This window comes from Methylorubrum salsuginis, from assembly GCF_900114375.1.
Taxonomy (GTDB): Bacteria; Pseudomonadota; Alphaproteobacteria; order Rhizobiales; family Beijerinckiaceae; genus Methylobacterium; species Methylobacterium salsuginis.
Window position 1 is genome coordinate 1 of sequence record NZ_FOSV01000019.1, and the last position, 24,877, is coordinate 24,877.

General features: G+C 68.3%; 26 protein-coding genes and 1 other RNA gene. 17 read left to right on the forward strand and 10 right to left on the reverse strand.

Going from position 1 to position 24,877, the window contains the following annotated elements; all coding sequences use genetic code 11:
- On the forward strand, positions 1 to 306 hold a 306-nt coding region (locus BM140_RS18905), incomplete at its 5' end, for a transposase (RefSeq protein ID WP_165616499.1).
- Positions 307 to 1,098: 792 nt separating this feature from the next.
- Here BM140_RS18905 and BM140_RS18915 read toward each other — a convergent pair.
- The 6 genes from BM140_RS18915 to BM140_RS18935 form a co-directional block, all read right to left on the reverse strand.
- A complete protein-coding gene (locus tag BM140_RS18915) occupies positions 1,099 to 1,920 on the reverse strand; it encodes a TIGR00282 family metallophosphoesterase (protein ID WP_091949967.1) in 822 nt (273 codons plus the stop codon).
- 5 nt (positions 1,921 to 1,925) lie between these two features.
- A complete protein-coding gene (locus BM140_RS18920) occupies positions 1,926 to 2,519 on the reverse strand; it encodes a 5-formyltetrahydrofolate cyclo-ligase (protein ID WP_091949969.1) in 594 nt (197 codons plus the stop codon).
- Positions 2,509 to 2,665, reverse strand: a non-coding RNA gene (gene ssrS, locus BM140_RS18925) — 6S RNA. The genes BM140_RS18920 and ssrS overlap by 11 nt, the downstream gene beginning before the upstream one ends.
- Before the next feature lie 168 nt (positions 2,666 to 2,833).
- Positions 2,834 to 3,244: a hypothetical protein gene (locus BM140_RS25520; protein ID WP_131803893.1), complete on the reverse strand. Its 411-nt coding sequence runs from the start codon at positions 3,242 to 3,244 to the stop codon at positions 2,834 to 2,836.
- 109 nt (positions 3,245 to 3,353) lie between these two features.
- Complete coding sequence (locus BM140_RS18930) at positions 3,354 to 3,689, reverse strand: cell division protein ZapA (protein WP_091949971.1); 336 nt, start codon at positions 3,687 to 3,689, stop codon at positions 3,354 to 3,356.
- A 20-nt stretch (positions 3,690 to 3,709) separates the two neighbouring features.
- Positions 3,710 to 4,012, reverse strand: a complete 303-nt coding sequence (locus tag BM140_RS18935) for a DUF4164 domain-containing protein (RefSeq protein WP_091949973.1) — start codon at positions 4,010 to 4,012, stop codon at positions 3,710 to 3,712.
- Positions 4,013 to 4,388: 376 nt separating this feature from the next.
- On the opposite strand from BM140_RS18935, the gene gap reads away from it, so the two are divergent.
- From gap to BM140_RS18965, 6 genes are all read left to right on the forward strand, one after another.
- Positions 4,389 to 5,396: a type I glyceraldehyde-3-phosphate dehydrogenase gene (gene gap, locus BM140_RS18940; protein ID WP_091949975.1), complete on the forward strand. Its 1,008-nt coding sequence runs from the start codon at positions 4,389 to 4,391 to the stop codon at positions 5,394 to 5,396.
- 97 nt (positions 5,397 to 5,493) lie between these two features.
- Positions 5,494 to 5,976 (forward strand): hypothetical protein, encoded by a 483-nt coding sequence (locus tag BM140_RS18945; protein ID WP_091950135.1) that lies wholly within the window; start codon positions 5,494 to 5,496, stop codon positions 5,974 to 5,976.
- Positions 5,977 to 5,987: 11 nt separating this feature from the next.
- On the forward strand, positions 5,988 to 7,190 hold the full coding sequence (locus tag BM140_RS18950; RefSeq protein WP_091949977.1) for a phosphoglycerate kinase: 1,203 nt from the start codon (positions 5,988 to 5,990) through the stop codon (positions 7,188 to 7,190).
- Between the two features lie 301 nt (positions 7,191 to 7,491).
- Positions 7,492 to 8,559: a class II fructose-bisphosphate aldolase gene (gene fba, locus BM140_RS18955; protein WP_091949979.1), complete on the forward strand. Its 1,068-nt coding sequence runs from the start codon at positions 7,492 to 7,494 to the stop codon at positions 8,557 to 8,559.
- A 10-nt stretch (positions 8,560 to 8,569) separates the two neighbouring features.
- Positions 8,570 to 9,238, forward strand: a complete 669-nt coding sequence (locus BM140_RS18960; RefSeq protein ID WP_091949981.1) for a thiamine phosphate synthase — start codon at positions 8,570 to 8,572, stop codon at positions 9,236 to 9,238.
- A gap of 47 nt (positions 9,239 to 9,285) precedes the next feature.
- A complete protein-coding gene (locus tag BM140_RS18965) occupies positions 9,286 to 10,308 on the forward strand; it encodes a tetratricopeptide repeat protein (RefSeq protein WP_091949983.1) in 1,023 nt (340 codons plus the stop codon).
- 61 nt (positions 10,309 to 10,369) lie between these two features.
- On the opposite strand, the gene BM140_RS18970 is transcribed toward BM140_RS18965, so the two are convergent.
- The gene (locus BM140_RS18970; protein ID WP_091949985.1) at positions 10,370 to 10,768 is read right to left on the reverse strand and encodes a response regulator; all 399 of its coding nucleotides are present in this window, start codon (positions 10,766 to 10,768) and stop codon (positions 10,370 to 10,372) included.
- A gap of 102 nt (positions 10,769 to 10,870) precedes the next feature.
- Here BM140_RS18970 and BM140_RS18975 point away from each other — a divergent pair, with 102 nt between their 5' ends.
- From BM140_RS18975 to gltX, 10 genes are all read left to right on the forward strand, one after another.
- Positions 10,871 to 11,191 (forward strand): Hpt domain-containing protein, encoded by a 321-nt coding sequence (locus BM140_RS18975; protein WP_091949987.1) that lies wholly within the window; start codon positions 10,871 to 10,873, stop codon positions 11,189 to 11,191.
- A 233-nt stretch (positions 11,192 to 11,424) separates the two neighbouring features.
- On the forward strand, positions 11,425 to 11,937 hold the full coding sequence (gene pal / locus BM140_RS18980) for a peptidoglycan-associated lipoprotein Pal (protein WP_091949989.1): 513 nt from the start codon (positions 11,425 to 11,427) through the stop codon (positions 11,935 to 11,937).
- A 95-nt stretch (positions 11,938 to 12,032) separates the two neighbouring features.
- Positions 12,033 to 13,031 carry a tol-pal system protein YbgF gene (ybgF, locus tag BM140_RS18985; protein ID WP_091949991.1) on the forward strand — a complete coding sequence of 333 codons (999 nt, stop codon included), beginning with the start codon at positions 12,033 to 12,035 and terminating at the stop codon, positions 13,029 to 13,031.
- Complete coding sequence (tilS, locus tag BM140_RS18990) at positions 13,028 to 14,044, forward strand: tRNA lysidine(34) synthetase TilS (protein ID WP_244535507.1); 1,017 nt, start codon at positions 13,028 to 13,030, stop codon at positions 14,042 to 14,044. The genes ybgF and tilS overlap by 4 nt, the downstream gene beginning before the upstream one ends.
- A 137-nt stretch (positions 14,045 to 14,181) precedes the next feature.
- On the forward strand, positions 14,182 to 16,107 hold the full coding sequence (gene ftsH / locus BM140_RS18995) for an ATP-dependent zinc metalloprotease FtsH (RefSeq protein ID WP_091949993.1): 1,926 nt from the start codon (positions 14,182 to 14,184) through the stop codon (positions 16,105 to 16,107).
- Between the two features lie 103 nt (positions 16,108 to 16,210).
- On the forward strand, positions 16,211 to 16,957 hold the full coding sequence (locus BM140_RS19000; RefSeq protein WP_091949994.1) for a sulfite exporter TauE/SafE family protein: 747 nt from the start codon (positions 16,211 to 16,213) through the stop codon (positions 16,955 to 16,957).
- A 140-nt stretch (positions 16,958 to 17,097) separates the two neighbouring features.
- Positions 17,098 to 18,438: a phosphoglucosamine mutase gene (glmM, locus tag BM140_RS19005; protein ID WP_091949996.1), complete on the forward strand. Its 1,341-nt coding sequence runs from the start codon at positions 17,098 to 17,100 to the stop codon at positions 18,436 to 18,438.
- A gap of 225 nt (positions 18,439 to 18,663) precedes the next feature.
- The gene (locus BM140_RS19010) at positions 18,664 to 19,533 is read left to right on the forward strand and encodes an outer membrane protein (protein WP_091949998.1); all 870 of its coding nucleotides are present in this window, start codon (positions 18,664 to 18,666) and stop codon (positions 19,531 to 19,533) included.
- A gap of 163 nt (positions 19,534 to 19,696) precedes the next feature.
- A complete protein-coding gene (locus tag BM140_RS19015; protein ID WP_091950000.1) occupies positions 19,697 to 20,527 on the forward strand; it encodes an outer membrane protein in 831 nt (276 codons plus the stop codon).
- A 52-nt stretch (positions 20,528 to 20,579) separates the two neighbouring features.
- On the forward strand, positions 20,580 to 21,929 hold the full coding sequence (gltX, locus tag BM140_RS19020; protein ID WP_091950002.1) for a glutamate--tRNA ligase: 1,350 nt from the start codon (positions 20,580 to 20,582) through the stop codon (positions 21,927 to 21,929).
- 45 nt (positions 21,930 to 21,974) lie between these two features.
- On the opposite strand, the gene BM140_RS25525 is transcribed toward gltX, so the two are convergent.
- The 3 genes from BM140_RS25525 to BM140_RS19030 all read right to left on the reverse strand — a co-directional run bounded on the left by BM140_RS25525 (position 21,975) and on the right by BM140_RS19030 (position 24,748).
- Positions 21,975 to 22,580 (reverse strand): hypothetical protein, encoded by a 606-nt coding sequence (locus BM140_RS25525; protein ID WP_131803895.1) that lies wholly within the window; start codon positions 22,578 to 22,580, stop codon positions 21,975 to 21,977.
- 181 nt (positions 22,581 to 22,761) lie between these two features.
- Positions 22,762 to 23,532: a class I SAM-dependent methyltransferase gene (locus BM140_RS19025; protein WP_091950004.1), complete on the reverse strand. Its 771-nt coding sequence runs from the start codon at positions 23,530 to 23,532 to the stop codon at positions 22,762 to 22,764.
- 7 nt (positions 23,533 to 23,539) lie between these two features.
- Complete coding sequence (locus tag BM140_RS19030; protein WP_091950006.1) at positions 23,540 to 24,748, reverse strand: MFS transporter; 1,209 nt, start codon at positions 24,746 to 24,748, stop codon at positions 23,540 to 23,542.
- Positions 24,749 to 24,877: the final 129 nt, after the last annotated feature.

The window sequence follows — 24,877 nt, forward strand, 5'->3', positions numbered from 1 at the left end:
ACGCCATGCCCGTTAAAAGCGCGGTGCTGCCCGAACGAGCCGAGGCGCAAGGTCCCGCGCTCGATCTACGAGGGCGCACGGGACATGGCCCGCGACATCGCACGCTCCGAGGAAGGCAAAACCTCACGGCGCGAGCGCAAGAAGGTCGAGATGCTGTTTGCCCACCTCAAGCGCATCCTGAAGCTCGACCGCCTCCGGCTACGAGGGCCAAACGGAGCGAAGGACGAGTTCCACCTCGCAGCCGCAGCCCAGAACCTGAAGAAGCTCGCAAAGATCATCCCGGTCCCGCAGCCGAGCCCGGCTTGACCGGCCGGGCACACACCGGTCCAACGGCAAAAGCCCATCCCGTCCGACGGTGAGCGTGGGGGCCACCGAGTTTTTCGACGGAATCGACCCAAAGAAGACGCTCGACACAGAATTTTAGCATCGAGGGATCATGCATGAGCGGAGCCTAATTCTCAGCATTGCGGTGATCCAGAGTGCGAAATGCAGTGGACGAGCCTCAGAGCTATCTACGTCGTAGTCGGAGACGTCTGCCTCCGCTTGGTAGGCCTACAAGACAGAGACAAGCAAAAAACAGAGACCGTCCGTTTCTTGCTGGCCATGGCCCTCATGTGGCTGGTTGGAGCGGGGTACTTTGCCCGGAAGACATTCCTCGAATTTGAAGACGTGACGGTGCTGCGCACTGGGCAGCGTGTCGACGCGCGCGTGACACGCGTGGAACTGCTGTCGAAAGGTGCCGTCAAGGCAACCCTCACCTACGATAGCTCCGGCGCGGGAGGTCCACCCAACTGCTCGCAGGATGTGTCGATGGGTTATCGACCTTCGTGGTTGTCCAGTGGGAAGCAGATCACCGTCAGCATCCGCCCTGGTTCGTGCACTCGCCCTGTGATCTGGACGTCCGAGAAATGGGCTTGGATCTTAGCGGGCAGCTCGCTCTTCATACTGGCGTGCAGTTTCGTCATGGGAATGGCGTGGATCCGATGCGTCCGGGACGGTTCCAAGCGACCTGACCAGGCGCTCCCGTGACACTGCCAAACACATCCGCTTCCCACCCTCAGCGGCCCTTTGCACGGTCCCGCGGATCGCGTGTTGAACCTAATCCCACTCCCGCGGCCAGCTCTCCTCCAGATGCGGCCCGAGCCGCACCGCCCAGACCCTTTTCGCGAGCCCCGTCGCATCGTCGGTCTCGACCGCGACGCCGCAGAGCGTGCCGGGGCCGGTGGCGGCTTCCAGGCGGGAGCCGGGCGTCTTCTGGAGGAAGCGGCGCACCGGTTCCTCCTTCTGCATGCCGAGCACCGAATCATAGTCGCCGCACATGCCGGCATCCGAAAGGTAGGCGGTGCCGTGGGGCAGGACGCGGTGGTCGGCGGTCGGCGCGTGGGTGTGGGTGCCGACGACGAGGCTCGCGCGGCCATCGAGGAAATGGCCCATCGCCTGCTTCTCGCTGGTGGCCTCGGCGTGCATGTCGACGATCACGGCGTCGGCCGCCGCACCCAGCGGGCAGGCCTCCAGCTCGCGGTCGGCGGCCGCGAAGGGGTCGTCGAGCGGGTCGAGATAGATGCGGCCCATGACGTTGACGACGAGGACGCGGGCGCCGCGGGCCGTCTCGATCACCGTGGCGCCCCGGCCCGGCGTGCCCGGCGGGTAGTTCGCCGGCCGGATCAGCCGCGGCTGGCGGGCGATGAAGACCAGCGCCTCGCGCTGGTCAAAGGAGTGGTTGCCGAGCGTCACCGCGTCGGCGCCGGCCTGCAGGATCTCGTCGCAGATCGATTCGGTGATGCCGAAGCCGCCCGCCGCGTTCTCGCCGTTGATGATGACGCAATCGAGCCGCCAGCGCTCGCGCAGGCGGGGCAGGCGCTCCGCCACCGCGTGGCGGCCGGGGCGTCCGACGATGTCGCCGAGGAAGAGGATGCGCATGAAATCTAGCTCTGCCGAAGAGGCACGCGACCTTCTTCGGTGACCATATGGTCAAGGGGGCGGTCGTGCGGCTCGGCCGGGACTTGCCCGATCTCCTGCACCGAGAACGCGATGCCGACGGTCAACACCGGGCCGTTCTTCGACAGCCGCTCGATCGCCTGATCGTAATAGCCGGCGCCGTAGCCGATGCGCTGGCCGGCCCGGTCGAAGGCGGCGAGCGGCACGATCAGGGCGGTCGGGTCGAGCGGGGGCAGGTCGTCGCGCGGTTCGGACAGGCCGAAGCTGCCCTTCACCAGTTCCTCGCCGGCCCGCCATTCGCGGAAGACGAGGCCCTGCTTCGTCACCTTCGGCAAGGCCACGCGCTGGCCGCGGGCGAACAGCCGCTCGATCAGCGGGCGCGGATCGATCTCGCTGCGGATCGGCCAGAAGGCGCCGACGAGGGGCGCATCGGCCAGTTCCGGGATTTGCCCGATGATCGTCTCGGCCACGGCCTGCGCGCCAGCGGCGCGGGCCTCGGGGGAGAGCGCGTCGCGCCGGGCCAGAACCTCGGCGCGGAGTTGCGCCTTGTGGGCGCGAAGGGGGGAAGAGTGCGGAGCCACCTGAGCCGTCGGAGTGTCGATCCCGGGAAACCTACAGAGTAGGTGGGCGCCGTGTTGGCCAAGTCCACGGACGAGGCCAGGAACAGCTCCCTAGGGAGTCGATAAGGCCCCGGGGAAAGTTCTCCTGACGAACCCTGCAGCCCCGCCCACGAGATGTAGAGCCGGCGCGGCTCCGGCGCTAGGGGGAAACGTGCGCGATTTCGAACCGCCGGCCCCGCGTGGATCGCAGGCCGGATCGGCCGGTGCATCCTCTTGCGAGCCAGAGTTGGAGATGGCCTGTCGATCGCGCTTGCGAGGGGGGTACCCCTCGCAGATCACCAGCCGAGCATCGTAAAGATGATTTTGTTGACCTCAAGTAGTGCCCGAATCCCGCCAAGACAAATTACAATCATTAAAATCAATGATAGCCAGATATTTTTCACAATTATTGGAATACAGACCGCCAAAGCAAGGCCCGCGCACATGATGCCGGAAGTCGTCAGGTATCTCGTTTTGTTCATGTAATTCCAGCTGCCGCCCTCCATGGGTCCTTCCGTCATCCCCCAGGGAAAGCAATTGTGGGTCCGTTCGCCCGAAGGAGCGCGACAGTCGCTCGATCCCGCCGCAGAAATGAGATCCATCAAAAGAAGAGCAAGCAAGATCAGCAAAACGAATTGAAATAAAACTCTAACGATTTTCATTATTTTCAAAAACACGACATATGCAGAATTTGAAGAATGGCGCATCGAGTTGAGGTCTCGTTCAGTGCTGGGATCCAAGTATGAATGCGTCAAGAGTCCAGCCTGCCGGCCGATGGTACAGCATCAGTCGGTCGTTCAACCCGGCCGTCGATTTTCAGCCCCCCGAATGCCCCGACAAAGCCCGCGCCAGCCGGTCGATCCGTTCGGCGGCGACGCCGACGCCCGCGGCGAGGCGGGCCTGCTCGCCGGCTTCGCGGGCGGCATCACGCTCCATGTCGGCGATGCGGCGCCGGGCCTCCTGCAACTCATCCACCAGCGTCAGCGCCGCCATGACCTGAAGGCGCATGTCGCCGATCTCGCCGAAGGCCCCGCGCATGTCGGCGATCCGCTTGTCGAGGTCGTGGGCCAACGCTTCGAGATGGCTCTCCTCGCCCTCGCCGCAGGCCATGCGGTAGCTCTTGCCCGCGATGGTGACGCTGACATGGGGCATGGGACGCGCACTCTTTCGCCTTACGAGCCGGACGGGCCGGACAGGACATCCTTGACGGTCTCGATGGCGCGATCGAGGCGGCGCCCGACCTCGCCGGTGGTGACGTTCATCCGGGCGAGCCGGGCGCCCGCGGCGTCGAGTTCGGCGGCCAATCGCGCGCGATCCTCCTCCAGCAGGGCGAACTCGGTCTCCCGGTCGCCGCGGCTGCGCTCCGCCTCTAGACGCCGCGCCACTGCCGTCTCCAGCAATGCCAGGGCCGCGTCGAGCCGACCGATCGCTTCCTCGAGCGGAATTGCCGCCGCCTTCTCACCAGCCTTCGCCATACTGCCCGGTTGATCCTTCCCCGTCCTGCCTCGCTGTTGAGAGGTTTCAGCCAAGCGCATTCGAAATTCCAGCCTGTTCGCAGCGGCACCCACGATCTTTGACAGCCCCGGCCCCCATGTTAGAGAGCCCGCGCCCGGCCTCCCGCGCTCTCCGCGCGCCGCCGCCCATCGGAATCCCGACCGTGCCCCTGACAGGCTCCCCGCGCAAACCGTCCGCCGTCCGGACGCGTGCGGGTGCGTCTCCGGTCCCGGTTCATGTCAGGTTCAGTGCGGCCCCGCTTGGAGCGGTCCCGCATTCGCAGGCGGGGCGCCCGCCCGCCGCATCCCCGCTTCCCCGTCGGCGCGAAGGCGCGCCCCAAAGCCAAGGAGTCACGCCGTGACCGTCAAGGTTGCCATCAACGGCTTCGGCCGCATCGGCCGCAACGTGCTGCGCGCCATCGTCGAGGCCGGCCGCACCGACATCGAGGTCGTGGCGATCAACGATCTCGGGCCCGTGGAGACCAACGCCCACCTGCTGCGCTACGATTCCGTCCACGGCCGCTTCCCGGCCGAGGTCGCCGTCGAGGGCGATGCCATCGTGATCAACGGCAAGCGCATCAAGGTCACCGCCGTGCGCAACCCGGCCGAGCTGCCGCACCGCGATCTCGGCGTCGACATCGCCATGGAATGCACCGGCATCTTCACCTCGAAGGACAAGGCCAAGGCCCATCTCGATGCCGGCGCCAAGCGCGTCCTCGTCTCGGCGCCCGCCGACGGCGCCGACCTCACGGTCGTCTACGGCGTCAACCACGCGGGCCTGACCGGCGAGCACCTCGTCGTCTCCAACGCCTCCTGCACCACGAACTGCCTGGCGCCGGTCGCCAAGGTGCTCAACGAGGCCGTCGGCATCGAGCGCGGCTTCATGACGACGATCCACTCCTACACCAACGACCAGCCCTCGCTCGACCAGATGCACAAGGATCTGTACCGGGCCCGCGCCGCCTCGCTGTCGATGATCCCGACCACCACCGGCGCCGCCAAGGCCGTCGGCCTGGTCCTGCCGGAGCTGAAGGGCAAGCTCGACGGCACCTCGATCCGCGTGCCGACCCCGAACGTCTCGGCGGTCGATCTCGTCTTCACCGCCAAGCGCGCGACCTCGGTCGAGGAGATCAACGAGGCGATCAAGGCCGCCGCCGCCGGCCCGCTCAAGGGCGTGCTCGGCGTCACCGACCGGCCGAACGTGTCGATCGACTTCAACCACGATCCGCACTCGTCCACGTTCCACCTCGACCAGACCAAGGTCATGGACGGCACCTTCGTGCGCATCCTGTCCTGGTACGACAACGAGTGGGGCTTCTCGAACCGCATGGCCGACACCGCCGTCGCCATGGCCAAGCTGATCTGATCGCCTAGATCAGCCTGAACGAGGCGGCCGGCTCGTGCCGGCCGCCTCACGCATGAACGGGGCTTCGGCCTCACTTCAAAACAACGGTGTGCACGCGATGACCGAGACCTCGCCGACCAAGTCGTCCGGGACCGACTTCATCCCGACCACCCCGCCTCCCGCCGCGACGGTCACCCCGGCGCCGGCCCCGGCACCCGCGATCGGCAAGGCGGACCTGCCGGCCGCCAGTGCGGTCAACCATGCCGATCAGCTCGCCCGCATCGAGGACAAGGCGGCGCGCATCGAGGACAAGTACGCCCGCTCCGAGGCGCTGCTCTCGCGCGTCGAGGACAAGGTCGAGAACGCGTCCTCCCGCATGAACGAGGCGGCGCGCCAGGCCGATCTCGCCTCGCTGCGCGGCGAGGTCCGCGGCATGGCCGACCGCATCAACCGGCTGCCCGGCACCGGCGCCCTGGTGCTCACCGCCCTCATCACCGCCGTGCTGACCGTGGCCCTGATGGTCGCGGTGCAGCGGGCGAACCTCGACAAGCTGCTGCCGCCGAGCCTCGGCGGTCAGCCGCAGACGACCTCCAACCCGTAAGAGCGACCGGCATGCCCGACTTCCGCACCCTCGACGATGCCGGCCCGCTCCAGGGCAAGCGCGTGCTCCTGCGCGTGGACCTCAACGTGCCGATGGAAGCAGGCCGCGTCACCGACGCGACCCGCATCGAGCGGGTGGTGCCGACGATCCGCGAGATCGCCGACCAAGGCGGCAAGGTCATCCTGCTCGCCCATTTCGGCCGCCCGAAGGGCAAGCCGGACCCGAAGGATTCGCTGAAACCCATCCTGGCGACGCTCTCCGAAAAGGTCGGCAAGCCGGTGGCCTTCGGCGAGGATTGCGTCGGCGAGGCCGCGGCCTCCGCCGTTGGCGCCCTGAAGGACGGCGACGTGCTTCTTCTCGAAAACACCCGCTACCACGCGGGCGAGGAGAAGAACGATCCCGATTTCACCAAGGCGCTGGCCGCCAACGGCGACCTCTACGTCAACGAGGCGTTCTCGGCGGCGCATCGCGCCCACGCCTCGACCGAAGGCCTCGCCCGCGTGCTGCCGGCCTATGCCGGTCGCCTGATGCAGGCCGAACTCGACGCGCTCACCAAGGGCCTGGAATCGCCGGCTCGCCCGGTCATCGCCATCGTCGGCGGTGCCAAGGTCTCGACCAAGATCGATCTCCTCGAAAACCTCGTCGCCAAGGTCGACATGCTGGTGATCGGCGGCGGCATGGCCAACACCTTCCTGCACGCGCAGGGCAAGGATGTCGGCAAGTCGCTGTGCGAGAAGGATCTTTCCGACACCGCCCAGCGCATCATGGCGGCGGCCAAGGAGAAGAACTGCACCATCATCCTGCCCGCCGATGCGCTGGTGGCGCGCGAGTTCAAGGCGAATGCCGAGAACGAGACGGTGCCGGTCGACGCCGTGCCGTCCGACGCGATGATCCTCGATGTGGGTGCCGCCTCCATGGCGACGATCGACGGCGCCATCGACGAGGCCCGCACGCTGGTCTGGAACGGCCCGCTGGGCGCCTTCGAGCTGACCCCGTTCGACACCGGTACGGTCGCGGTGGCCCAGCACGCGGCGGCCCGCACCAAGGCCGGCCAACTCGTCAGCGTGGCCGGCGGCGGCGACACGGTGGCGGCGCTCAACCACGCGGGCGTGGGCGAGGCCTTCTCCTACGTCTCGACCGCGGGCGGCGCCTTCCTCGAATGGCTGGAAGGCAAGGAGCTGCCCGGCGTCGAGGCGCTGCGGGCGAAGGGCTGACGCAACGCTCATAACCCTCCCCCCTCTGCGGGGGAGGGTGCCTCGCGGATGCGAGGGGGAGAGGGGAGCGACGTTTCCTGGGAGTTCGCGTCGAACGCGGCCAAGCGGCACCGTCGCTCCCCTCTCCCGACCCCCTCGGGGGCCACCCTCTCCCGCGGATGGGAGAGAAAAATCCGCGGAAGCGCCGTTACATTACACTCAAGTTTTTCGCGTCCGCGCGCAGCCTGACCGCACGGACGCGCCTATATACGCCCGAAAGGGATAGGCCCGCACGGGGGCCGCATCGGACGAGGATCGAACCATGGCACGCATCACCCTCCGGCAGCTCCTCGACCACGCCGCCGAGTACGGCTACGGCGTGCCCGCGTTCAACCTGAACAACATGGAGCAGGGGCTCGCCATCATGGCGGCGGCCGACGCCACCGATTCGCCGGTGATCCTCCAGGCGAGCCGCGGCGCGCGCGCCTATGCCAACGACGTGGTGCTGGCCAAGCTCATCGACGGCCTCGTGGAGATCTATCCGCACATTCCCGTCTGCATGCATCTCGACCACGGCAACAACGAAGCCACCTGCGCCACCGCGATTCAGTATGGCTTCACCTCGGTGATGATGGACGGCTCCCTGAAGGCCGACGGCAAGACTCCGGCCGACTACAACTACAACGTCGAGATCACCCGCAACGTCACCAAGATGGCCCATTGGGCCGGCGTCTCGGTCGAGGGTGAGCTGGGCGTGCTCGGCTCGCTCGAGAGCGGCACCGGCGAGGCCGAGGACGGCCACGGCGCCGAGGGCGAACTCTCCCACGACCAGCTCCTGACCGATCCGGACGAGGCGGTGAAGTTCGTGCGCGAGACCAAGGTCGATGCGCTCGCGGTGGCCATGGGCACCAGCCACGGCGCCTACAAGTTCACCCGCCAGCCCGACGGCGACGTGCTCGCCATGAACGTGATCGAGGAAATCCACCGCCGCCTGCCGACGACCCACCTCGTCATGCACGGCTCCTCGTCCGTGCCGCAGGAGCTGCAGGACATCATCAACAAGTTCGGCGGCCAAATGAAGCCGACCTGGGGCGTGCCGGTGGAGGAGATCCAGCGCGGCATCAAGCACGGCGTGCGCAAGATCAACATCGACACCGACAACCGCATGGCGATGACCGGCCAGATCCGCCGCATCCTCACGGAGAGCCCGGAGGAGTTCGATCCGCGCAAGTACCTGAAGCCCGCCATGGAGGCGATGAGCAAGCTGTGCAAGCAGCGCTTCGAGGAGTTCGGCACCGCCGGCCAGGGCACGAAGATCCGTCCGATCTCGGTCGCCGAGATGGCCAAGCGCTATGCCAGCGGCTCCCTCGACCCCCGCATCGACGCCTGAGGCCACCGACGTGAGCGAGCCGCAACCGGCGGGCCCCAAGCCCCGCCTCGCCCTCCTGTCTCCCTACGGTCTCGGCCCTGAACAGGCCGAGGACACCGCGCGGGCGCTCGATGCGGCCTGCGCGGCCGGCGACGTGGCGGCGGTGATCCTCCGGCTCGCGGCCAGCGACGAGCGCAGCCTCGTCGGCCTTCTGAAGAAGCTGTGCCCGGCGCCGCAGGAGCGGGGCGCGGCGGTCGTCGTCGCCGTGCCGGATTTCGACGGCGACCTCGTCTCGGTCGCCGCCCGCGGCGGCGCGGACGGCGTGCATGTGGAGCGCGCCGAGGACGAGACCCTGCGCGATCTGCGCGGGCGCCTGCGCGACGGGCGCATCCTGGGGGCCGGCGGCGTGCTCGGCTCGCGCGACACCGCGATGCTGGCCGGCGAGGCCGGTGCCGACTACCTGCTGTTCGGTGGCTTGTTTCCCGACGGCGTGGCGCCCGATGCGAACGAGGTCCGCGAGCGCGCCGCCTGGTGGGCCGAGATCTTCGAGACGCCCTGCATCGCCGTGGCCGTGCAGGGCGACGAGGTCGAGGCGCTCGCCGCGACCGGGGCCGAGTTCGTCGGCCTCGAAAGCGCCCTCTGGCTCGGCGATGCCGAGGGAGTGCGGACGGCGCAGGCGGTTCTCGACAAGGCTCGATGATTCTTTTTCGCTTTTCGGATGAGTTGTCGCGCGGGCGGCGCGGCGGGATGAGGCGATGGGCGCTCGTCGCCGCCCTCCTGATGCCGGGGGCGGCCCTCGCGGTGCCGAAGCCCGCCGAGACGCCGGCGAAGGAGGCGGCTCCGGCCAGGAAGCCCGGCCAGGGCCTCGATCGCGAGTTGCCCTCGCCCTACAGCGCGAAATCCGACGGGGCGGTGCCGTCCAAGCCCAATCCGAATGCGGATGCGGCCTACGGCGCCTATCAGCGCGGGCGTTACGTCACCGCCTTCCGCGAGGCGACGAAGCGCATCGAGGCGAACCCCAAGGACGCCGCGGCGATGACGCTGCTCGGCGAACTCTACAATCAGGGCCTCGGCACCAAGCAGGACCCGAAGCGCGCCCTGGAATGGTACCGCCTCGCCGCCGCGCAGGGGGAGCCGCACGCCATGGCGTCGCTGGGCCTGATGGCGATGGACGGGCGCGGCCAGCCCAAGGACGCGAAGGCCGGGCGTGACTGGCTGGAGAAGGCGGCTCAGCGCAATGAGCCGAGCGCGGCCTACAACCTCGCCCTGATCCAGATCGGCGACCCGAAGCCCGAGGAGCAGGCGGCGGCCGCCGCCAACTTCCGCAAGGCGGCGGAGGCCGAGATCGCCCCGGCCCAGCATGCGCTCGGCGTGCTCTACCTTCAGGGCAAGGGCGTCAAGAAGGACACGGTCCAGGCGGCGCAATGGTTCCGGCGCGCCGCCGACAACGGCGACCTCGCGGGCGAGGTCGAGTTCGCGATCCGGCTGTTTCTCGGCGACGGCGTGACCAAGGACGAGGGACGGGCCGCCCGCTACTTCCTCCACGCGGCGCGGCGCGGCAACGCCATCGCCCAGAACCGCGTCGCCCGGCTCTATCTCCACGGGCGCGGCCTGCCGAAAAACCTCGTCGAGGCGGCGGGCTGGAATCTCGCGGCGGCGGCGCAGGGCCGCTCCGACGAGGTGCTCGATCAGGCGACCGCCGGCCTCGGCCCGGACGAGCGCAAGCGGGCCGAGGCGCTGGCGGCGGAGCGTGCGAACCAGATGCCGTGAGCGGCCGGGTCGCGGATGTCCCGCGACCTCGAAGCGGTGCGCGACGGGGCCGGCGAGGCGATCAGCCGGTGGCGCGCAGCGCCTCCGGGGTCCGGCTCTCGACCGCCATCATCCGCGCCAGCGACAGAATCTCACGGATCTGGAACGGCTTGCGCACATAGATGCTCCCCGGCACCGTACGGCGCTCCAGCCGCGGCAGGGTCGAGGCATAGATCACCGGGCGCTGCGGATGACGCTCGCGATAGGCGGCGGCGACCTCCCAGCCGTCGATCAGACCGGGAAGGTTGATATCGGTGAAGAGCCAGTCGATGGCCGCGCGTCCGTCGCGCAGCATCGTCAGCGCGGCCTCGCCGCTCGACGCCGCCAGCACCGCGATGCCCTCCTGCTCGCACAAATGCGTGAGCATTTCGAGCAGGAGATAGTTGTCCTCGACAATGAGAATCGTTGGGCGCGACACCATGGCCTTCTTCCGGTGAGGTCCGGCCGCATCACACCGTCGTCCGGTTAACGTTCCCTTGAGACGGTTCCGTCACGTCAAGAATTCACGAGGCAAGACCGCCGCATGGCCGACTTCGACAGCGAGACGATGGCCGACCTCGAGGAGCTGTTCGGGCGCCCCCGGCTGCTCGAACTCCTCGGCGCCCTCGACCGGGAGATCGCGACCCGGTTCGAACCGCCCTCGGCCGACCGCAATCAGCTCGCCCGCGACGCCCACGTTTTGGTCTCGTCGAGCGGAGCGCTCGCCTTCTCGTCGTTGTCGCGGGCCTGTGCCCGGCTGGAGCAGGCCTGCCTGCGCGAGGTCGGTGTCGAGGCCGCGCTGGACGACGCCCTGGCGGACGCGGCCCGGGCGCGCTCGGCGATCGCTTTGCTCCGGGCCGCCTGAAGCAGGAATCTTGTTGCTGCGCCGCAACAGCCGGGCCGAAACGCCCCCGCCCACCCCTCACGTCTCCAGCGTGCCGCATTGATCGGATGAAAGCTTGGGTGTGCAGGCGCACCGGGCCGCACCGCGGAGCCGGCTACGAGGCGCCTGCCGTCAAGGACGCTTAACCATCTGCGGCTAAACCGTTCTCAACCGAACGCAGCCGGCCCGCACGGTGCGGGCCGAGGAGACAGACGATGCCGACACCCGCGCCTATCCGGGGGCTTTCCCTCACGCTGGCTCTGTGCGCGGCCCTCGGGCTCGGCGCCTGCTCCAAGGACAAGGACCTCGCCGACGCCTCGGGCTTCGGCGCGGGCGGGGCCGGCGGCCCGGCCCGGCCCGGCAGCGCGCAGGACTTTGTCGTCAACATCGGCGACCGGGTGTTCTTCGAGTCGGACTCGACCGACCTGACACCCACCGCCACCGCGACCCTCGACAAGCAGGCCGCGTGGCTGCAGCGCTACCCGCGCTACACCTTCCTGATCGAGGGCCATGCCGACGAGCGCGGCACCCGCGAGTACAATTTCTCCCTCGGCGCCCGGCGCGGGCAGGCGGTGCAGGATTATCTGGCCTCCCGCGGCATCGCGGCGGGCCGGATGCGGATGGTGTCCTACGGCAAGGAACGCCCCGTGGCGGTGTGCAACGACATCTCGTGCTGGTCGCAGAACCGCCGCGCGGTCACCGTGCTCGACAACGGCGCCGGCTCGTAGCATCCGGCAGGCGACGAAACCGGTTTTGCGGCCGGCCGGGCCTTCTGGTAACCCGAGCGACGGCCGCGAACGAACTGACGATCGGTGCCAGCCCCATGCTCCGCCGCCTTCTCCTCACCGTCGGGCTCGCCCTCGCCTTCGCGACGCCCTTGCGCGCGCAGGATGCCTCCGAGCTGATCGTGCGCCTGAACCGCCTGGAGAACGTCTCCCGGCAGCTCTCCGGCCAGATCGAGACGCTCCAGTACGAGAACCGCCAGCTCAAGGAGCAGCTTCGCAAATTCCAGGAAGACGTCGAGTTCCGCTTTCAGGAAGGGAAGGGGAGTGCTCCGGCTCCGGCCGCCAAGCGTGCGCCTGCGGCCCCTCCGGCCGCGTCGCCGTCGGGCGGCGCGCCCTACGGCGTCAACCCGGGCGAGGGCAAGCCGGGCAAGCGCGGCGACGCCTTCGATCCCTCCCAGAACCCCAACGCGCCGGGCGCGCCGAAGCCACTCGGCAGCACCCAGCCCTCGCTCCCGCTGCCGACCGGCGCCATCGCCGAAGCCGATGCGCCGCTGCGCCGGGCCGGCGTCGACGAGGGTGATGCGGGCGAGCCCGGCGACACCGATCTGCCGCCGCCCGGTCTCGGCGGCCCGGTCGACATCGCCCCGCCGCAGGCCAAGGTCGCCGCCGCGGAGCCGCCGACATCCAGCATCGCGGCCACCGGCACCGGGGATGCCCAGGCCGATTTCGAGGCCGCCTACGCCCTGATCCGCGAGCGGCAATACGAGCAGGCCGAGATGAGCCTGCGCCAGTTCATCCAGTCGCATCCCCGCGACCGGCTGGTGCCCAAGGCGACCTACTGGCTCGGCGAGAGCTATCTCCAGCGCAACCGCTCGCGCGAGGCCGCCGAACAGTTCCTGAAGGTCTCGACCGATTACGCCGCCTCGCCGGTCGCGCCCGAGGCGATGATGAAGCTCGGCGCCTCGCTCCACGCCCTCGGCGCCAAGGCCCAGGCCTGCGCCACGCTGGCCGAGGTCGAGCGCAAGTTCCCCGGCGCGGGCGCCAGCGTGCGCCAGGGCGTCGAGCGGGAGCAGAAGCGCGCCCGCTGCGCGGCTTGAGTTCGACCGACCTCGAATCCCGCCTCGCCCGCGCCCTCGCGCCCTTCTTGGAGAGAGCGACCGCGCCGGTGCTGCTCGCCGTCTCCGGTGGGCCGGATTCCACCGCCCTGATGCACGCCGCCGCGAGGCTCGGCGCCCCTGAAGGCTTGTTCCTCGCCACCGTCGATCACGGCTTGCGCGCTGGCTCGGCGGAAGAGGCCGCGGATGTCGGCCGTCTCGCGGACAAACTCGGGCTGCCGCACGCCGTCCTGACCTGGGACGCGCCCCGGCGCGAGGGCCGCGTCCAGGCCGAAGCGCGGGCCGCGCGCTACCGGCTTCTCGCGCATCACGCGAAGGGCATCGGCGCCGACCGCATCCTCACCGCCCATACCCGAGACGATCAGGCCGAGACCGTGCTGATGCGGCTCCTGGCCGGCAGCGGCCCGGCGGGGCTCGCCGGCATGCGGTCCGAGCGCATGATCGGCGAGGGCCTGCGCCTCCTGCGTCCCTTCCTCGCCCTGCCCAAGGCCGACCTCGTCGCCTATTGCACCGCGCATGGGCTGCCCTTCGTGCGCGATCCCTCGAATGCCGACGAACGCTTCGCCCGTGCCCGGCTACGTCGCCTGTTGCCGCTCCTCGAAGGGGAGGGGCTCTCGCCCGATCGGCTGGCGCGGCTCGCCGCCCGCATCGCCCGCAACGAAGCCGCGCTCGCGTCCCGCGCCGCGACGGTGCTCGCCGAGGTGTGCCTCGCGAGGGAAGGGGAGGGGCTCATCCTCGACGGAAGCCGCCTCGCCCGCGAGCCGGAGGCCATCGTCCTGCGGGTGCTCGATGCGGCGCTGGGCCAGGACGACGCGGCCCCGCCCCGACGTCTGGAGCGGCTCGAAGCGCTCGTCCTCGACGGCATCCTGCCGGCGCTCGCCCGCGGCGAAGCCCTGCGCCGGACCCTGCGCGACAGAATCGTGAGCGTCGGCCCCTCCGGCCGCATCCGGCTCACGCCCGCCCCGCCGCGCCGACGCGTCGCCCCCCGAAAATAACCTTGCACGGCGACCTCGCCGCAGGGGCAGCCGATTTACTTGGCAACGGGAGAGCCGCCGCCTACATTGGCCGGGAGCGCGTGGAGCATGCCCCGGCAGCCGCGGGAAGTCGCCCGCACGCCTCTCAGGACCGAGAGATGAACCCGAACTTCCGCAACTTCGCCCTGTGGGTCGTCATCTTCCTGCTGGTGCTCGCGCTGGTGACCCTGTTCCAGAACCCGGGTCACCGCGGCGGCGGCAGCGAGATCGCCTACAGCCAGCTCCTGAACGATGCCGATTCGGGCAAGATCCAGTCCGTCGTGATCGCCGGGCAGGACGTGAGCGGCACCTATGTGGGCGGCGGCAACTTCACGAGCTACATCCCCAACGATCCGAGCCTCGTCTCGAAGCTCCAGAGCAAGGGCGTGTCGATCACCGCCCGCCCGCCCTCCGACAACACCCCCTGGTTCATCCAGCTTCTCGTAAGCTGGCTGCCGATCTTGGTGTTCATCGGCGCCTGGATTTTCCTGAGCCGCCAGATGCAGTCCGGCGCGGGTCGCGCCATGGGCTTCGGCAAGTCGAAGGCCAAGCTTCTGAACGAGGCGCATGGGCGCGTGTCCTTCGAGGACGTGGCCGGCGTCGAGGAGGCCAAGGAGGACCTGCAGGAGATCGTCGAGTTCCTGCGCGACCCCCAGAAGTTCCAGCGGCTCGGCGGCCGCATCCCCCGCGGCGTGCTGCTCGTCGGCCCCCCCGGCACGGGTAAGACCTTGATCGCCCGCGCCGTCGCGGGTGAGGCCAACGTGCCGTTCTTCACCATCTCCGGCTCGGATTTCGTCGAGATGTTCGTCGGCGTCGGCGCCTCGCGCGTCCGCGACATGTTCGAGCAGGCCAAGAAGAACGCCCCCTGCATCATCTTCATCGACGAGATCGACGCGGTGGGTCGCCACCGCGGCGCCGGCCTCGGCGGCGGCAACGACGAGCGCGAGCAGACCCTCAACCAGCTGCTCGTCGAGATGGACGGCTTCGAGGCCAACGAGGGCGTCATCATCATCGCGGCGACCAACCGCCCCGACGTGCTCGACCCCGCGCTGCTGCGTCCCGGTCGCTTCGACCGCCAGATCATGGTGCCGAACCCGGACGTCACCGGCCGCGAGCGCATCCTGCGCGTCCACGTCCGCAAGGTGCCGCTGGCGCCCGACGTCGATCTCAAGACCATCGCCCGCGGCACCCCCGGCTTTTCGGGCGCCGACCTGATGAACCTCGTCAACGAGTCCGCGCTCCTCGCCGCGCGTCGCGGCAAGCGCATCGTCACGATGCACGAGTTCGAGGACGCCAAGGACAAGGTGATGATGGGCGCCGAGCGGCGCACCCTGGTCATGACCGAGGACGAGAAGCGCCTCACCGCCTATCACGAGAGCGGCCACGCCATCGTCGCCCTCAACGTCCCGGCGACCGACCCGGTCCACAAGGCCACCATCATCCCCCGCGGCCGTGCACTCGGCATGGTCATGCAGCTGCCCGAGCGCGACAAGCTGTCGATGTCGTTCGAGCAGATGACCTCGCGCCTCGCGATCATGATGGGCGGGCGCATTGCCGAGGAGATGACCTTCGGCCGGGACAAGGTGACCTCGGGCGCTCAGTCCGACATCGAGCAGGCCACGCGGCTCGCCAAGATGATGGTGACCCGCTGGGGCTTCTCGCCGGAACTCGGCACCGTGGCCTACGGCGACAACAACGACGAAGTCTTCCTGGGCATGTCGATGGGTCGTCAGCAGACGGTCTCGGAGGCCACCGCCCAGAAGATCGACGCGGAGGTGCGCCGCCTCGTCGAAGCCGGCCTGGAAGAGGCCCGCCGCATCCTCGCCGAGAAGGCCGACGATCTGGAATCGTTGGCCCAGGGGCTGCTCGAGTACGAGACCCTCTCGGGCGACGAGATCCGCAAGCTGCTCCAGGGCGAGCCCCCGGTGCGCGATTCCGGCGACGTCCCGCCCACCCCGGCCCGCGGTTCGACGGTGCCCTCGACCGGCCGCGGCCGTCCGCGTGGCAGCGACGGATTGGAGCCGAGCCCCCAGCCGCAGGGCTGAGGCCGACCCGACAGGTTTCGTTCAGCAGGGGGCGCCGCGAGGCGCCCCTTCTTCTTGGTCGGACCATCCGATCCAATCCGGTTGGCGGCACCCGCACCGCGACATGACCCTCTCGACTCTACTGATCGTCGCCCTCGGCGCCGCCCTTGCCGGATTCGTGCAAGGGCTGTCCGGCTTCGGGTTCGGCCTCACCGCCCTGTCGGTCTGGGCCTGGGTGATCGATCCGACACTCGCCGCGTTCCTCTCCGTGGCCGGCAGCCTCGGCGGGCAGCTCGTCGCCGCCGCAAAGGTCCGCCGCGGTTTCGATCTCCCGCTGCTCGCGCCCTTCATCCTCGGGGGCCTCGTCGGCATACCCCTCGGCGTCGCCCTGCTGCCGCGCCTCGACATCGATTGGTTCAAGGCGATCCTCGGCGGCCTGCTGGTCGTCTGGTGCCCGGCCATGCTGTTCGCCCGGAATCTGCCGCGGATCACCGGGGGCGGCCGGGCGGCGGATACGGTCGTGGGCCTTGCGGGTGGCGTGCTCGGAGGGCTCGGCGGTTTCACCGGCGTGCTGCCGACGCTCTGGTGCACCTTGCGCGGCTATGAGCGGAACAAGCAGCGCAACGTCATCCAGAACTTCAATCTGTCGATGCTGCTGGCGATCATGGTGGCCTATCTGGCCTCGGGCGTCGTCCGACCGTCGATGCTGCCGACCCTTGCCGTCGTGCTGCTCGCCATGCTGGTCCCGACCCTTCTCGGCACACGCGTCTATGCCGGCATCAGCGAGACCGGTTTCCGCCGGCTGGTGCTCGGTCTCCTGACCGTCTCGGGCGTGACGATGCTCGCCTCGGCGTTGCCGAAGCTGGCATGACGGCGGTTCCTCGGCCGTATTTCCAACGCCTTTGTCGGGGAGCAACCGATTCACCACGCCTGCGCCCGATCCACCGGTCCGGGCCTCGATCTGTTAGAGTGCGACCGGCTGGCACCCGTCCGGAATTCGGAGAAGCGACGTTGCGCAAGTATTTCGGAACCGACGGCGTCCGCGGGCGCGCCAACGGCGTCATCACCCCCGAACTCGCCCTCAAGGTGGGGCAGGCGGCGGGCGTCGTGTTCCAGCGGGGCGACCACCGCCACCGCGTGGTCATCGGCAAGGACACGCGCCTGTCGGGCTACATGATCGAGACCGCGCTCGTCGCCGGCTTCACTTCGGTCGGGATGGACGTGCTGCTGCTCGGCCCGATGCCGACCCCCGCGGTCGCCATGCTGACCCGCTCGATGCGGGCCGATCTCGGCGTGATGATCTCGGCCTCGCACAACCCCTTCGAGGACAACGGCATCAAGCTGTTCGGGCCCGACGGGTTCAAGCTCAACGACGAGGTGGAGCTCGAAATCGAGGCCCTGCTCGAGGGTGACCTGCGCAAGAAGCTCGCCGGCTCGCGCGATCTCGGCCGGGCCAAGCGCATCGAGAGCGTGCATGCCCGCTACATCGAGTTCGCCAAGCGCACGCTGCCGCGCCACGTCACCCTGGAAGGTCTGCGGGTCGTGGTCGATTGCGCCAACGGCGCCGCCTACCGCGTCGCCCCCGAGACCCTGTGGGAACTCGGCGCCGAAGTGATCTCCATCGGCGTCGAGCCGGACGGCTTCAACATCAACCACGATGTCGGCTCGACGGCCCCGGCCGCCCTCGTCAACAAGGTCCGGGAGCTGCGCGCCGATGTCGGCATCGCGCTGGACGGCGATGCCGACCGCGTCCTGATCGTCGATGAGAAGGGCCAGAAGGTCGATGGCGACCAGCTCATGGCCGTGGTCGCGCGCTCGTGGAAGGAGGACGAGCGGCTGACCCAGCCCGGTCTCGTGGCCACGATCATGTCGAATCTCGGCCTGGAGCGTTACGTCAACGGCCTCGGCCTGAATCTGGCCCGCACCGCCGTCGGCGACCGCTACGTGCTCGAGCACATGCGCGAGCACGGCTACAATCTCGGCGGCGAGCAATCCGGCCACATCATCATGTCGGATTATGCCACCACCGGCGACGGGCTCGTCGCCGCGCTTCAGCTGCTCAGCGTCGTCAAGCGCCAGGAGCGGCCGGTGAGCGAGGTCTGCCACTGCTTCGAGCCGCTGCCGCAGATCCTCAAGAACGTCCGCTTCCGCTCCGGCGAGCCGCTGCGCGCCGATTCCGTCGTCACTGCCATCGCCCAGGCCAAGGACCGGCTCGGCGCCTCGGGGCGCCTCGTCATCCGCCCCTCGGGTACAGAGCCGGTGATCCGCGTGATGGCGGAGGGCGACGACCGGGACCTCGTCAACGAAGTGGTCGACGAGGTGGTCGACGCGGTCAGCCGCGCGGCGGCCTGAAGGCAGCCAGCCTTCGCTCCGAGCCGGCGGCCCGACGGGCCGCCGCTTCCCGGCGGCCTTCCCCGGCGCCCGTGACGTGTTTGCAGTCGTTCCGAGAAAAGCCATAAATCGGCAAGGCTAATTTTTTACGTTAAGTGCGGCTTAACCTTCACGGATCATTCTCCAACTCGCACCACGGGCCGGCCCTTCTGTTTCCGGCGCGCCCGACGAGTGAAGGATTCCCGCATGCGCCGCCGCACCACGCTCCTCGCCTGGGCGCGCTCTCTCACGCTCCTCGCGGGCGTCGGGGTGCCCTGCCTGGCCCAAGCCGCCGATCTCCTGCCCCCTCCGCCGCCCCCGCCGCTTCCCCCGATCGCCGAACCGGTCGACTTCGCGGGCGGCTGGTACCTGCGCGGCGACGGCGGCTGGGGCGACCTCGAGTTGCGCCGCACCGAGGCGGTCGATGTCTCGAAGCCTCCGCTTCCGTACATTTACAGGACCATTGAGGATAAGGTCGGCAGCCAGTGGTTCGCAGGCGCGGGTATCGGCTACCAGTTCAATCCTTGGCTGCGCTTCGACGCCACTGGCGAGTACCGCTTCCAGACAAAGTGGCAATTCTACGCCCAGGACAAGTCCTACGGGGAAGACGACAAGTTCAACCTGAATAAGGGCAAGTTCGATTCGGTGGTCGGCCTCGTCAACGGTTACGTCGACCTCGGCACGTTCTTCGGGGTGACGCCGTTCATCGGCGCCGGCGTCGGTGTGGCGCACCATTCTTTCGGTAAGTCGTACGATTACGGCAACGGTACCTCGTCGGTCCCGCTGGGCGAAAGTCCGGCCAAGGATAAGACGAGCTTCGCCTGGGCGGCGCATGCCGGTTTTGCCTATGCACTGTCGCACAACGTCAAGCTCGAACTCGCTTATCGCTATCTCAACATGGGGAGCGCGCAGACCGGCGTGGTCACGTGCATCCCGGATTGTGCCACCAAGACCGTCTACCGCCTCAAGGAGCTCGACTCCCACGACGTGAAGTTCGGCCTGCGCTACATGTTCGGCGCCCCGGCGCCGCTGGCGCCGGTCGATTATCCGCCGGGCCCGCTGGTGCGCAAGTACTGATCCACGATCTCGACGGACGATGATCGAGCGGCGCGGGCACTCCCGCGCCGCTCTTCTTTTGCGCGAACGACCCGGTTAAGGTTAAGCTCATCATAACCTCTTGGGATCAAGCTCTTAGGCAATCGCACCGCGGCCGTGAGGCTGCCGATCCCCGAGAGAGTTCATGATCGCTCCGTGCCGTCTCGCCCTCGCGGCGACCGTTCTCGCTTGTGCCGCGCCCGGCCTCGCCCGTGCCGCGGACCTGTTGCCCCCGCCGCCTCCGCCCCCGGCGGTGGCCCCGGTCGAGATCGGCAGCGGCTGGTACCTGCGCGGCGACTTCACGCAGAGCTGGTTCGCCGATCCGAAGGATGCAGTCCCGGCCGGTCCCGGCATCAACCCCCTTCTCGATCTGCGGATGACCCCGGCGAGCGGTTACGGCGGCGGTATCGGCTACCGCGTCTTCCCCTGGCTGCGCATCGACGCGACGATCGACCAGCGCGGCCCCTCTGATTTTCGCGCCCTCTCGTCGGGCACGGGCTTCGTCACCGGCTACAACGTCGAGGCCGGCAAGATTGACGTGCTGACCGGCCTCGTGAACGTCTATGCCGATCTCGGCACGTGGTACGGCTTCACGCCTTACATCGGCGGCGGCATCGGCTTCGCCGACAAGGCGATGCGCCGCAACTACACGCAGACGACCTGCTTCGAAGTCGGATGCGATGGCATCGAAGGCTCGGCCCCCGGCCCGCGCGATGTCGTGCCCCGCGCCAACCGCTCCGTCGCCAGCTTCGCCTGGGCGCTCACGGCGGGCCTGTCCTACGACATCGGCGCGGGCTTCACGCTCGATGCCGCCTATCGCTACGTCGATCTCGGCCGCGCCAAGAGCGGCCTGGACGCCTTCGGCTACAACACCCGCGTGAAGGATCTCGCCGCCAACGAGTTCCGCATCGGCCTGCGCTACAATTTCTCGAACTTTTTCGCCCCTGGGGCCGCGCCCGATCCCTACGGCAACTGAGACAGCCTGCGCAGCGGGTGCGAGACCCGAAAAATTTGGGTAGAGGGGCGGCATGAGTGCCGCTCCCCTCGTCCGCTTCGCCCCCTCGCCGACGGGCTTCCTCCATATCGGCAATGCCCGCCCGGCGCTCCTCAACGCGCTCTACGCCCGGCGCCACGGCGGGCGTTTCCTGCTGCGGCTCGACGACACCGACCGGGAGCGCTCGACCCGGGAATTCGCCCAAGCGGTCGAGACCGATCTCGCCTGGCTCGGGGTCAACCCCGACCTGTTCTTCCGCCAGAGCGACCGCACCGCCCTCTACGACGCGGCCGCGGCGCGCCTGAAGGCGGCGGGGCGGCTCTATGCCTGCTACGAAACGCAAGAGGAGCTGGAGCGCCGCCGCAAGCGCCAGCTCGGCCGCGGCCAGCCGCCGGTCTACGACCGCGCCGCCCTGAGCCTCACCGATTCCGACCGCGCCGCCCTGGAGGCCGAGGGCCGGCGCCCGCATTGGCGCTTCCTGCTCGACCACCGCGTCGTCGCCTGGACCGACCTCGTGCGCGGCGACAGCCACGTCGATTGCGCCTCCCTGTCCGACCCCGTGCTGGTGCGGGCCGACGGCAGCTACCTCTACACGTTGCCCTCCGTGGTGGACGACGCCGAGACCGGCGTCACGCACGTGATCCGCGGCGAGGACCACGTCACCAACACCGGCGTGCAGGTGCAGCTGTTCGAGGCGCTCGGCGCACCCGTGCCGGCCTTCGGCCACCACAACCTGCTGACCACGGCGGACGGGGAGGGGCTGTCGAAGCGCCTCGGCCATCTCTCGCTGCGCTCGCTGCGCGAGGCCGGCTACGAGCCGGCGGCCGTGCGTTCGCTGGCGGTGCTGACCGGTTCGGCGGAGGCCGTGCGCCCGGTCGCCTCCCTCGACGAGTTGGCGACGCTGACCGACCTCGCCCACCTTTCCCGGGCGCCTGCCCGGTTCGACCCGACCGAACTCGACGGCCTCAACGCCCGGCTCGTCCACGACATGCCCTTCGCTGAAGCGCGCGAGCGCCTGACGGCCCTCGGGGTGCCGGAGGAAATTTCCGAAACATTCTGGCTCGCGGTGCGGGCCAACCTCGCCCGCGTGAGCGAGGCCGCCGATTGGTGGCGCGTGGTGAACGGCCCGGTCACCCCGGTGATCCAAGACCCCGCCTTCATCGCGCAAGCCGCCCGCCTGCTCCCCGAGGGCCCTTTCGGCCCCACTACGTGGAAGGCCTGGACCGACGCCGTGAAGGCCGCCACCGGGGCGAAGGGGAAGGCGCTGTTCATGCCGCTGCGGCTGGCGCTGACGGGGTTGGAGCATGGGCCCGATCTGGCGGGATTGCTGCCGTTGATCGGGCGGGAGCGTGCGCTGGAGCGGTTGGAGGGACAGGTGGCGTGAGAGTTTCGAGTTACGCGCATAAGCGCGCATTATGGAACTGAATGTCTACTCACTTTCCGGATCGGGTAACATCCCCTGAAATCCGATCCAATGCTCTTCGATAGACCAAAGAGGTTTTCCATTAGAAAAATTTCTAATTTCCGATATCACTTCTTCGTATTTTTCGCTGTCGAAATTCGACCAGCCAATAGATGCATATTTACGCCAGCGATTTGCGGAACGCTTTCTGTTCGATGAGGCAGGCTTAGTGTGATTGGCAAGTGACATCAATAAAAGCTTATCTACGGGCGGATGCACATTCTTCGCCCTCGCACATCCCTCTAGGGTAGGCGCAACGATTACGAGGGCCGCTTTTAAGTAGACATTGATAAGCTTGGCTGCAACGCCGTGCGTGACACAATTCTCCCTACCGCCTACGAGTTTAAGCTTGGCCTCTTCAATAATATCTTTACGCCATTTTCTGTGAAGAGAATCAAATTCGTCAGGCTCGCTTGGGGTATTTCCCATATCAGCTGCGTATTCTGGAATATCTGTAATTTCGAGCAGCCTTCTCCCATCTTCTACTGTAAAGCGGTGCCCTTTGGCTACAGATGCACGTCCCGCAGCCCACGCCGCAAAACGATGACGATGCTCTACTAATGTGTATGCCATTGTCATCATTCATAGAAAAATAATGCTCTCTTATTACTGTCAGATAAGTGTCGAGCATGCAATGGCCCACTTACGTGCAGACATCAAGAATTTTGCACAGCATTAAAATGTCAGTATGTCATAGGCTTAGCTAGTGCAAAAGTCGCGTGCGGAAGTGCCGAGACAAGCGCCTCATGTCACTCTATCCAACCTCCGATTCGACCATAATTACATCCACAAAAAAACTCCCATCGGCCTCAACCCCAAAATGCTCCCGCACTGCCTCCGGCGCCCCTTCCTGCAACGCCCGGATCACCACGACACTCGCCGCCGGCGTCCCCATCCGCGCGACCCAGCTTGCAAACTCCATCCGCACCCGCCACCGCTGCACCGCCCCCGGTACGAAACCAGCCTCCGTCAGCATCGCACGCCACTCCGCCTCGCCGTAGTCGCGGACATGGGAGGGGTCGCGCAGGAGTTCCCAGGCCTGAAGGTGGGTGTCGAGCAGGGGCGGGCCGGGGTGGATGACATCGACGAGGCCGAGGCGGCCGCCGGGTTTGAGCACGCGGTGGGCTTCGCGCAGCGCCGTCGGCACGTCGGCCCAGTGGTGGGCGCTGTAGCGGGTGAGCACCCGGTCGAAGGCGGCGTCGGGGAAGGGGAGGGCCTCGACCGCGGCGCGGCGCGTGTCGAGGTTGGTCAGGCCGCGCCGGGCGGCCTCCGCTGCAACCGCGTCGAGCATCGCCTGCGACAGGTCGAGGGCGGTCACCGCGCGGACATGCGGGGCGACCGCATAGCTGACATGGCCGCCGCCGCAGCCGAGATCGAGCACGCGGGCGTGGGGCACGTCGCGGCAGAGGGCGGCGAGCGCGTCGAGGTCGGCGCCCGCCGCGTGGACGGCGCTGGCGACGTAGTCGGCGGCTCGGGCGCCGAACTGGCGATCGACCTGGGATTCGTGAGTGTCGGATGCGCTCATGGCGGCCTCAACTCAGCGGCAGCGGCGGCAGGCGGGTCAAGCGAAGGGCGACCAGCAGGGCAGCGACGTAGAGACTCGCAAAAAAGCCGGCCACACCGCCCCAGCCGTAATGCAGGAAGAACCAGCCCCCGGCCGTGCCGAGCAGGGACGAGCCAAGATAATATAGGCAGAGATAGATCGCCGAAGCCTGGGCCCGGTCGCGCGACGCGCGCCGCCCGACCCAGCTCGACGCCACGGAGTGGGCGCCAAAAAAACTCACCGTGACGACGACGATGCCGAGGATGATGAGAATCAGGTTCTCGGCCAGGGTCAGGGCAATGCCGGCGAGCCCGAGCAGGATGGCGAGCCACAACACCTTGCGCCGCCCGAGCAGGCTCGCGACATGGCCGGTGAGCGCCGAACTGGCGGTGCCGGCGAGGTAGACCACGAAGATCAGGCCGATCGCCGTCTGGCTCAGTGAGTAGGGCGGATCGAGCAGGCGGAAGCCGATATAATTGTAGACGCAGACGAACCCGCCCATCAGCAGGAACGGCGTCACGAATAGCCACGGCAGACCGGCATCCGAGAAATGGTGGGTGAAGGTGCCCGGCACCTCGCGCCAGCGCATCCGGTGCGCCTGGAATCTTTGGGAGGCCGGCAGGCCGAACTGGAAGGCGACGGCCGCAAACAGCGCCAGAACCCCGATGGTGCCAAGCCCCCAGCGCCAGGACGCATGGTCGGCGATGATTCCGGCGAGCAGCCGCCCGACCATGCCGCCCAGCGCGTTGCCGCCGATCAAGAGCCCCATCGACAGGCCGATGGCGCGTCCGTGCATCTCCTCGCTCAAGTAGGCCATCGCCACCGCGGGCAGGCCGCTGGCGGCGAGCCCCGTGAGCGCGCGTAAGGCCAGGAAGCCGTGCCAGTCGGGCATCAGCACCGCGGCGATGGTGAGGAGCGCCGAGGCGAAGAGCGAGGCCGTCATCACCGGCTTGCGACCGAAGACCTCCGAGAGCGGGCTGACGACGAGGAGCGCGATGGCGAGCGTTGCGCAGGGCAGCGACAGGGCGAGGCTGCTCTCGGCGGGCGAGACGGAAAAGTTGTCGGCGAAGACGGGGAGGAGGGGCTGCACCCCGTAGAGGACGGCGAAGGTGGAAAAGCCGGCGGCGAACAAGGCCAGCGTGGCCCGGCGAAAGGCCGGCGTGCCGGCTTCGATCAACCGGTCGCTGGCGTCATCCATGGTGCCGAATCCTCAACGCAAAAAACCCTCCCCCCTCCGCGGGGGCGGGTGGGCCCCCGAAGGGGGTCGGGAGAGGGGAGAGCGGATGCCGCTCGGCCGCCGTCGAAGGTGAATTCGCCGGAAGCGTCG

Excerpts from the sequence above, each read along its gene's own strand:
- BM140_RS18930 (WP_091949971.1), bottom strand. The coding sequence starts at position 3,689 with ATGCCCCATGTCAGCGTCACCATCGCGGGCAAGAGCTACCGCATGGCC.
- BM140_RS25525 (WP_131803895.1), bottom strand. The coding sequence starts at position 22,580 with ATGGCATACACATTAGTAGAGCATCGTCATCGTTTTGCGGCGTGGGCT.
- gltX (WP_091950002.1), top strand. The coding sequence starts at position 20,580 with ATGAGTGCCGCTCCCCTCGTCCGCTTCGCCCCCTCGCCGACGGGCTTC.
- BM140_RS19000 (WP_091949994.1), top strand. The coding sequence starts at position 16,211 with ATGACCCTCTCGACTCTACTGATCGTCGCCCTCGGCGCCGCCCTTGCC.
- BM140_RS18950 (WP_091949977.1), top strand. The coding sequence starts at position 5,988 with ATGCCCGACTTCCGCACCCTCGACGATGCCGGCCCGCTCCAGGGCAAG.
- BM140_RS18945 (WP_091950135.1), top strand. The coding sequence starts at position 5,494 with ATGACCGAGACCTCGCCGACCAAGTCGTCCGGGACCGACTTCATCCCG.
- pal (WP_091949989.1), top strand. The coding sequence starts at position 11,425 with ATGCCGACACCCGCGCCTATCCGGGGGCTTTCCCTCACGCTGGCTCTG.
- BM140_RS18915 (WP_091949967.1), bottom strand. The coding sequence starts at position 1,920 with ATGCGCATCCTCTTCCTCGGCGACATCGTCGGACGCCCCGGCCGCCAC.
- BM140_RS19010 (WP_091949998.1), top strand. The coding sequence starts at position 18,664 with ATGCGCCGCCGCACCACGCTCCTCGCCTGGGCGCGCTCTCTCACGCTC.
- ftsH (WP_091949993.1), top strand. The coding sequence starts at position 14,182 with ATGAACCCGAACTTCCGCAACTTCGCCCTGTGGGTCGTCATCTTCCTG.
- BM140_RS19015 (WP_091950000.1), top strand. The coding sequence starts at position 19,697 with ATGATCGCTCCGTGCCGTCTCGCCCTCGCGGCGACCGTTCTCGCTTGT.
- BM140_RS18965 (WP_091949983.1), top strand. The coding sequence starts at position 9,286 with ATGAGGCGATGGGCGCTCGTCGCCGCCCTCCTGATGCCGGGGGCGGCC.
- BM140_RS19030 (WP_091950006.1), bottom strand. The coding sequence starts at position 24,748 with ATGGATGACGCCAGCGACCGGTTGATCGAAGCCGGCACGCCGGCCTTT.
- BM140_RS18970 (WP_091949985.1), bottom strand. The coding sequence starts at position 10,768 with ATGGTGTCGCGCCCAACGATTCTCATTGTCGAGGACAACTATCTCCTG.
- BM140_RS19025 (WP_091950004.1), bottom strand. The coding sequence starts at position 23,532 with ATGAGCGCATCCGACACTCACGAATCCCAGGTCGATCGCCAGTTCGGC.
- fba (WP_091949979.1), top strand. The coding sequence starts at position 7,492 with ATGGCACGCATCACCCTCCGGCAGCTCCTCGACCACGCCGCCGAGTAC.
- BM140_RS18935 (WP_091949973.1), bottom strand. The coding sequence starts at position 4,012 with ATGGCGAAGGCTGGTGAGAAGGCGGCGGCAATTCCGCTCGAGGAAGCG.
- BM140_RS18975 (WP_091949987.1), top strand. The coding sequence starts at position 10,871 with ATGGCCGACTTCGACAGCGAGACGATGGCCGACCTCGAGGAGCTGTTC.
- ybgF (WP_091949991.1), top strand. The coding sequence starts at position 12,033 with ATGCTCCGCCGCCTTCTCCTCACCGTCGGGCTCGCCCTCGCCTTCGCG.
- BM140_RS25520 (WP_131803893.1), bottom strand. The coding sequence starts at position 3,244 with ATGCGCCATTCTTCAAATTCTGCATATGTCGTGTTTTTGAAAATAATG.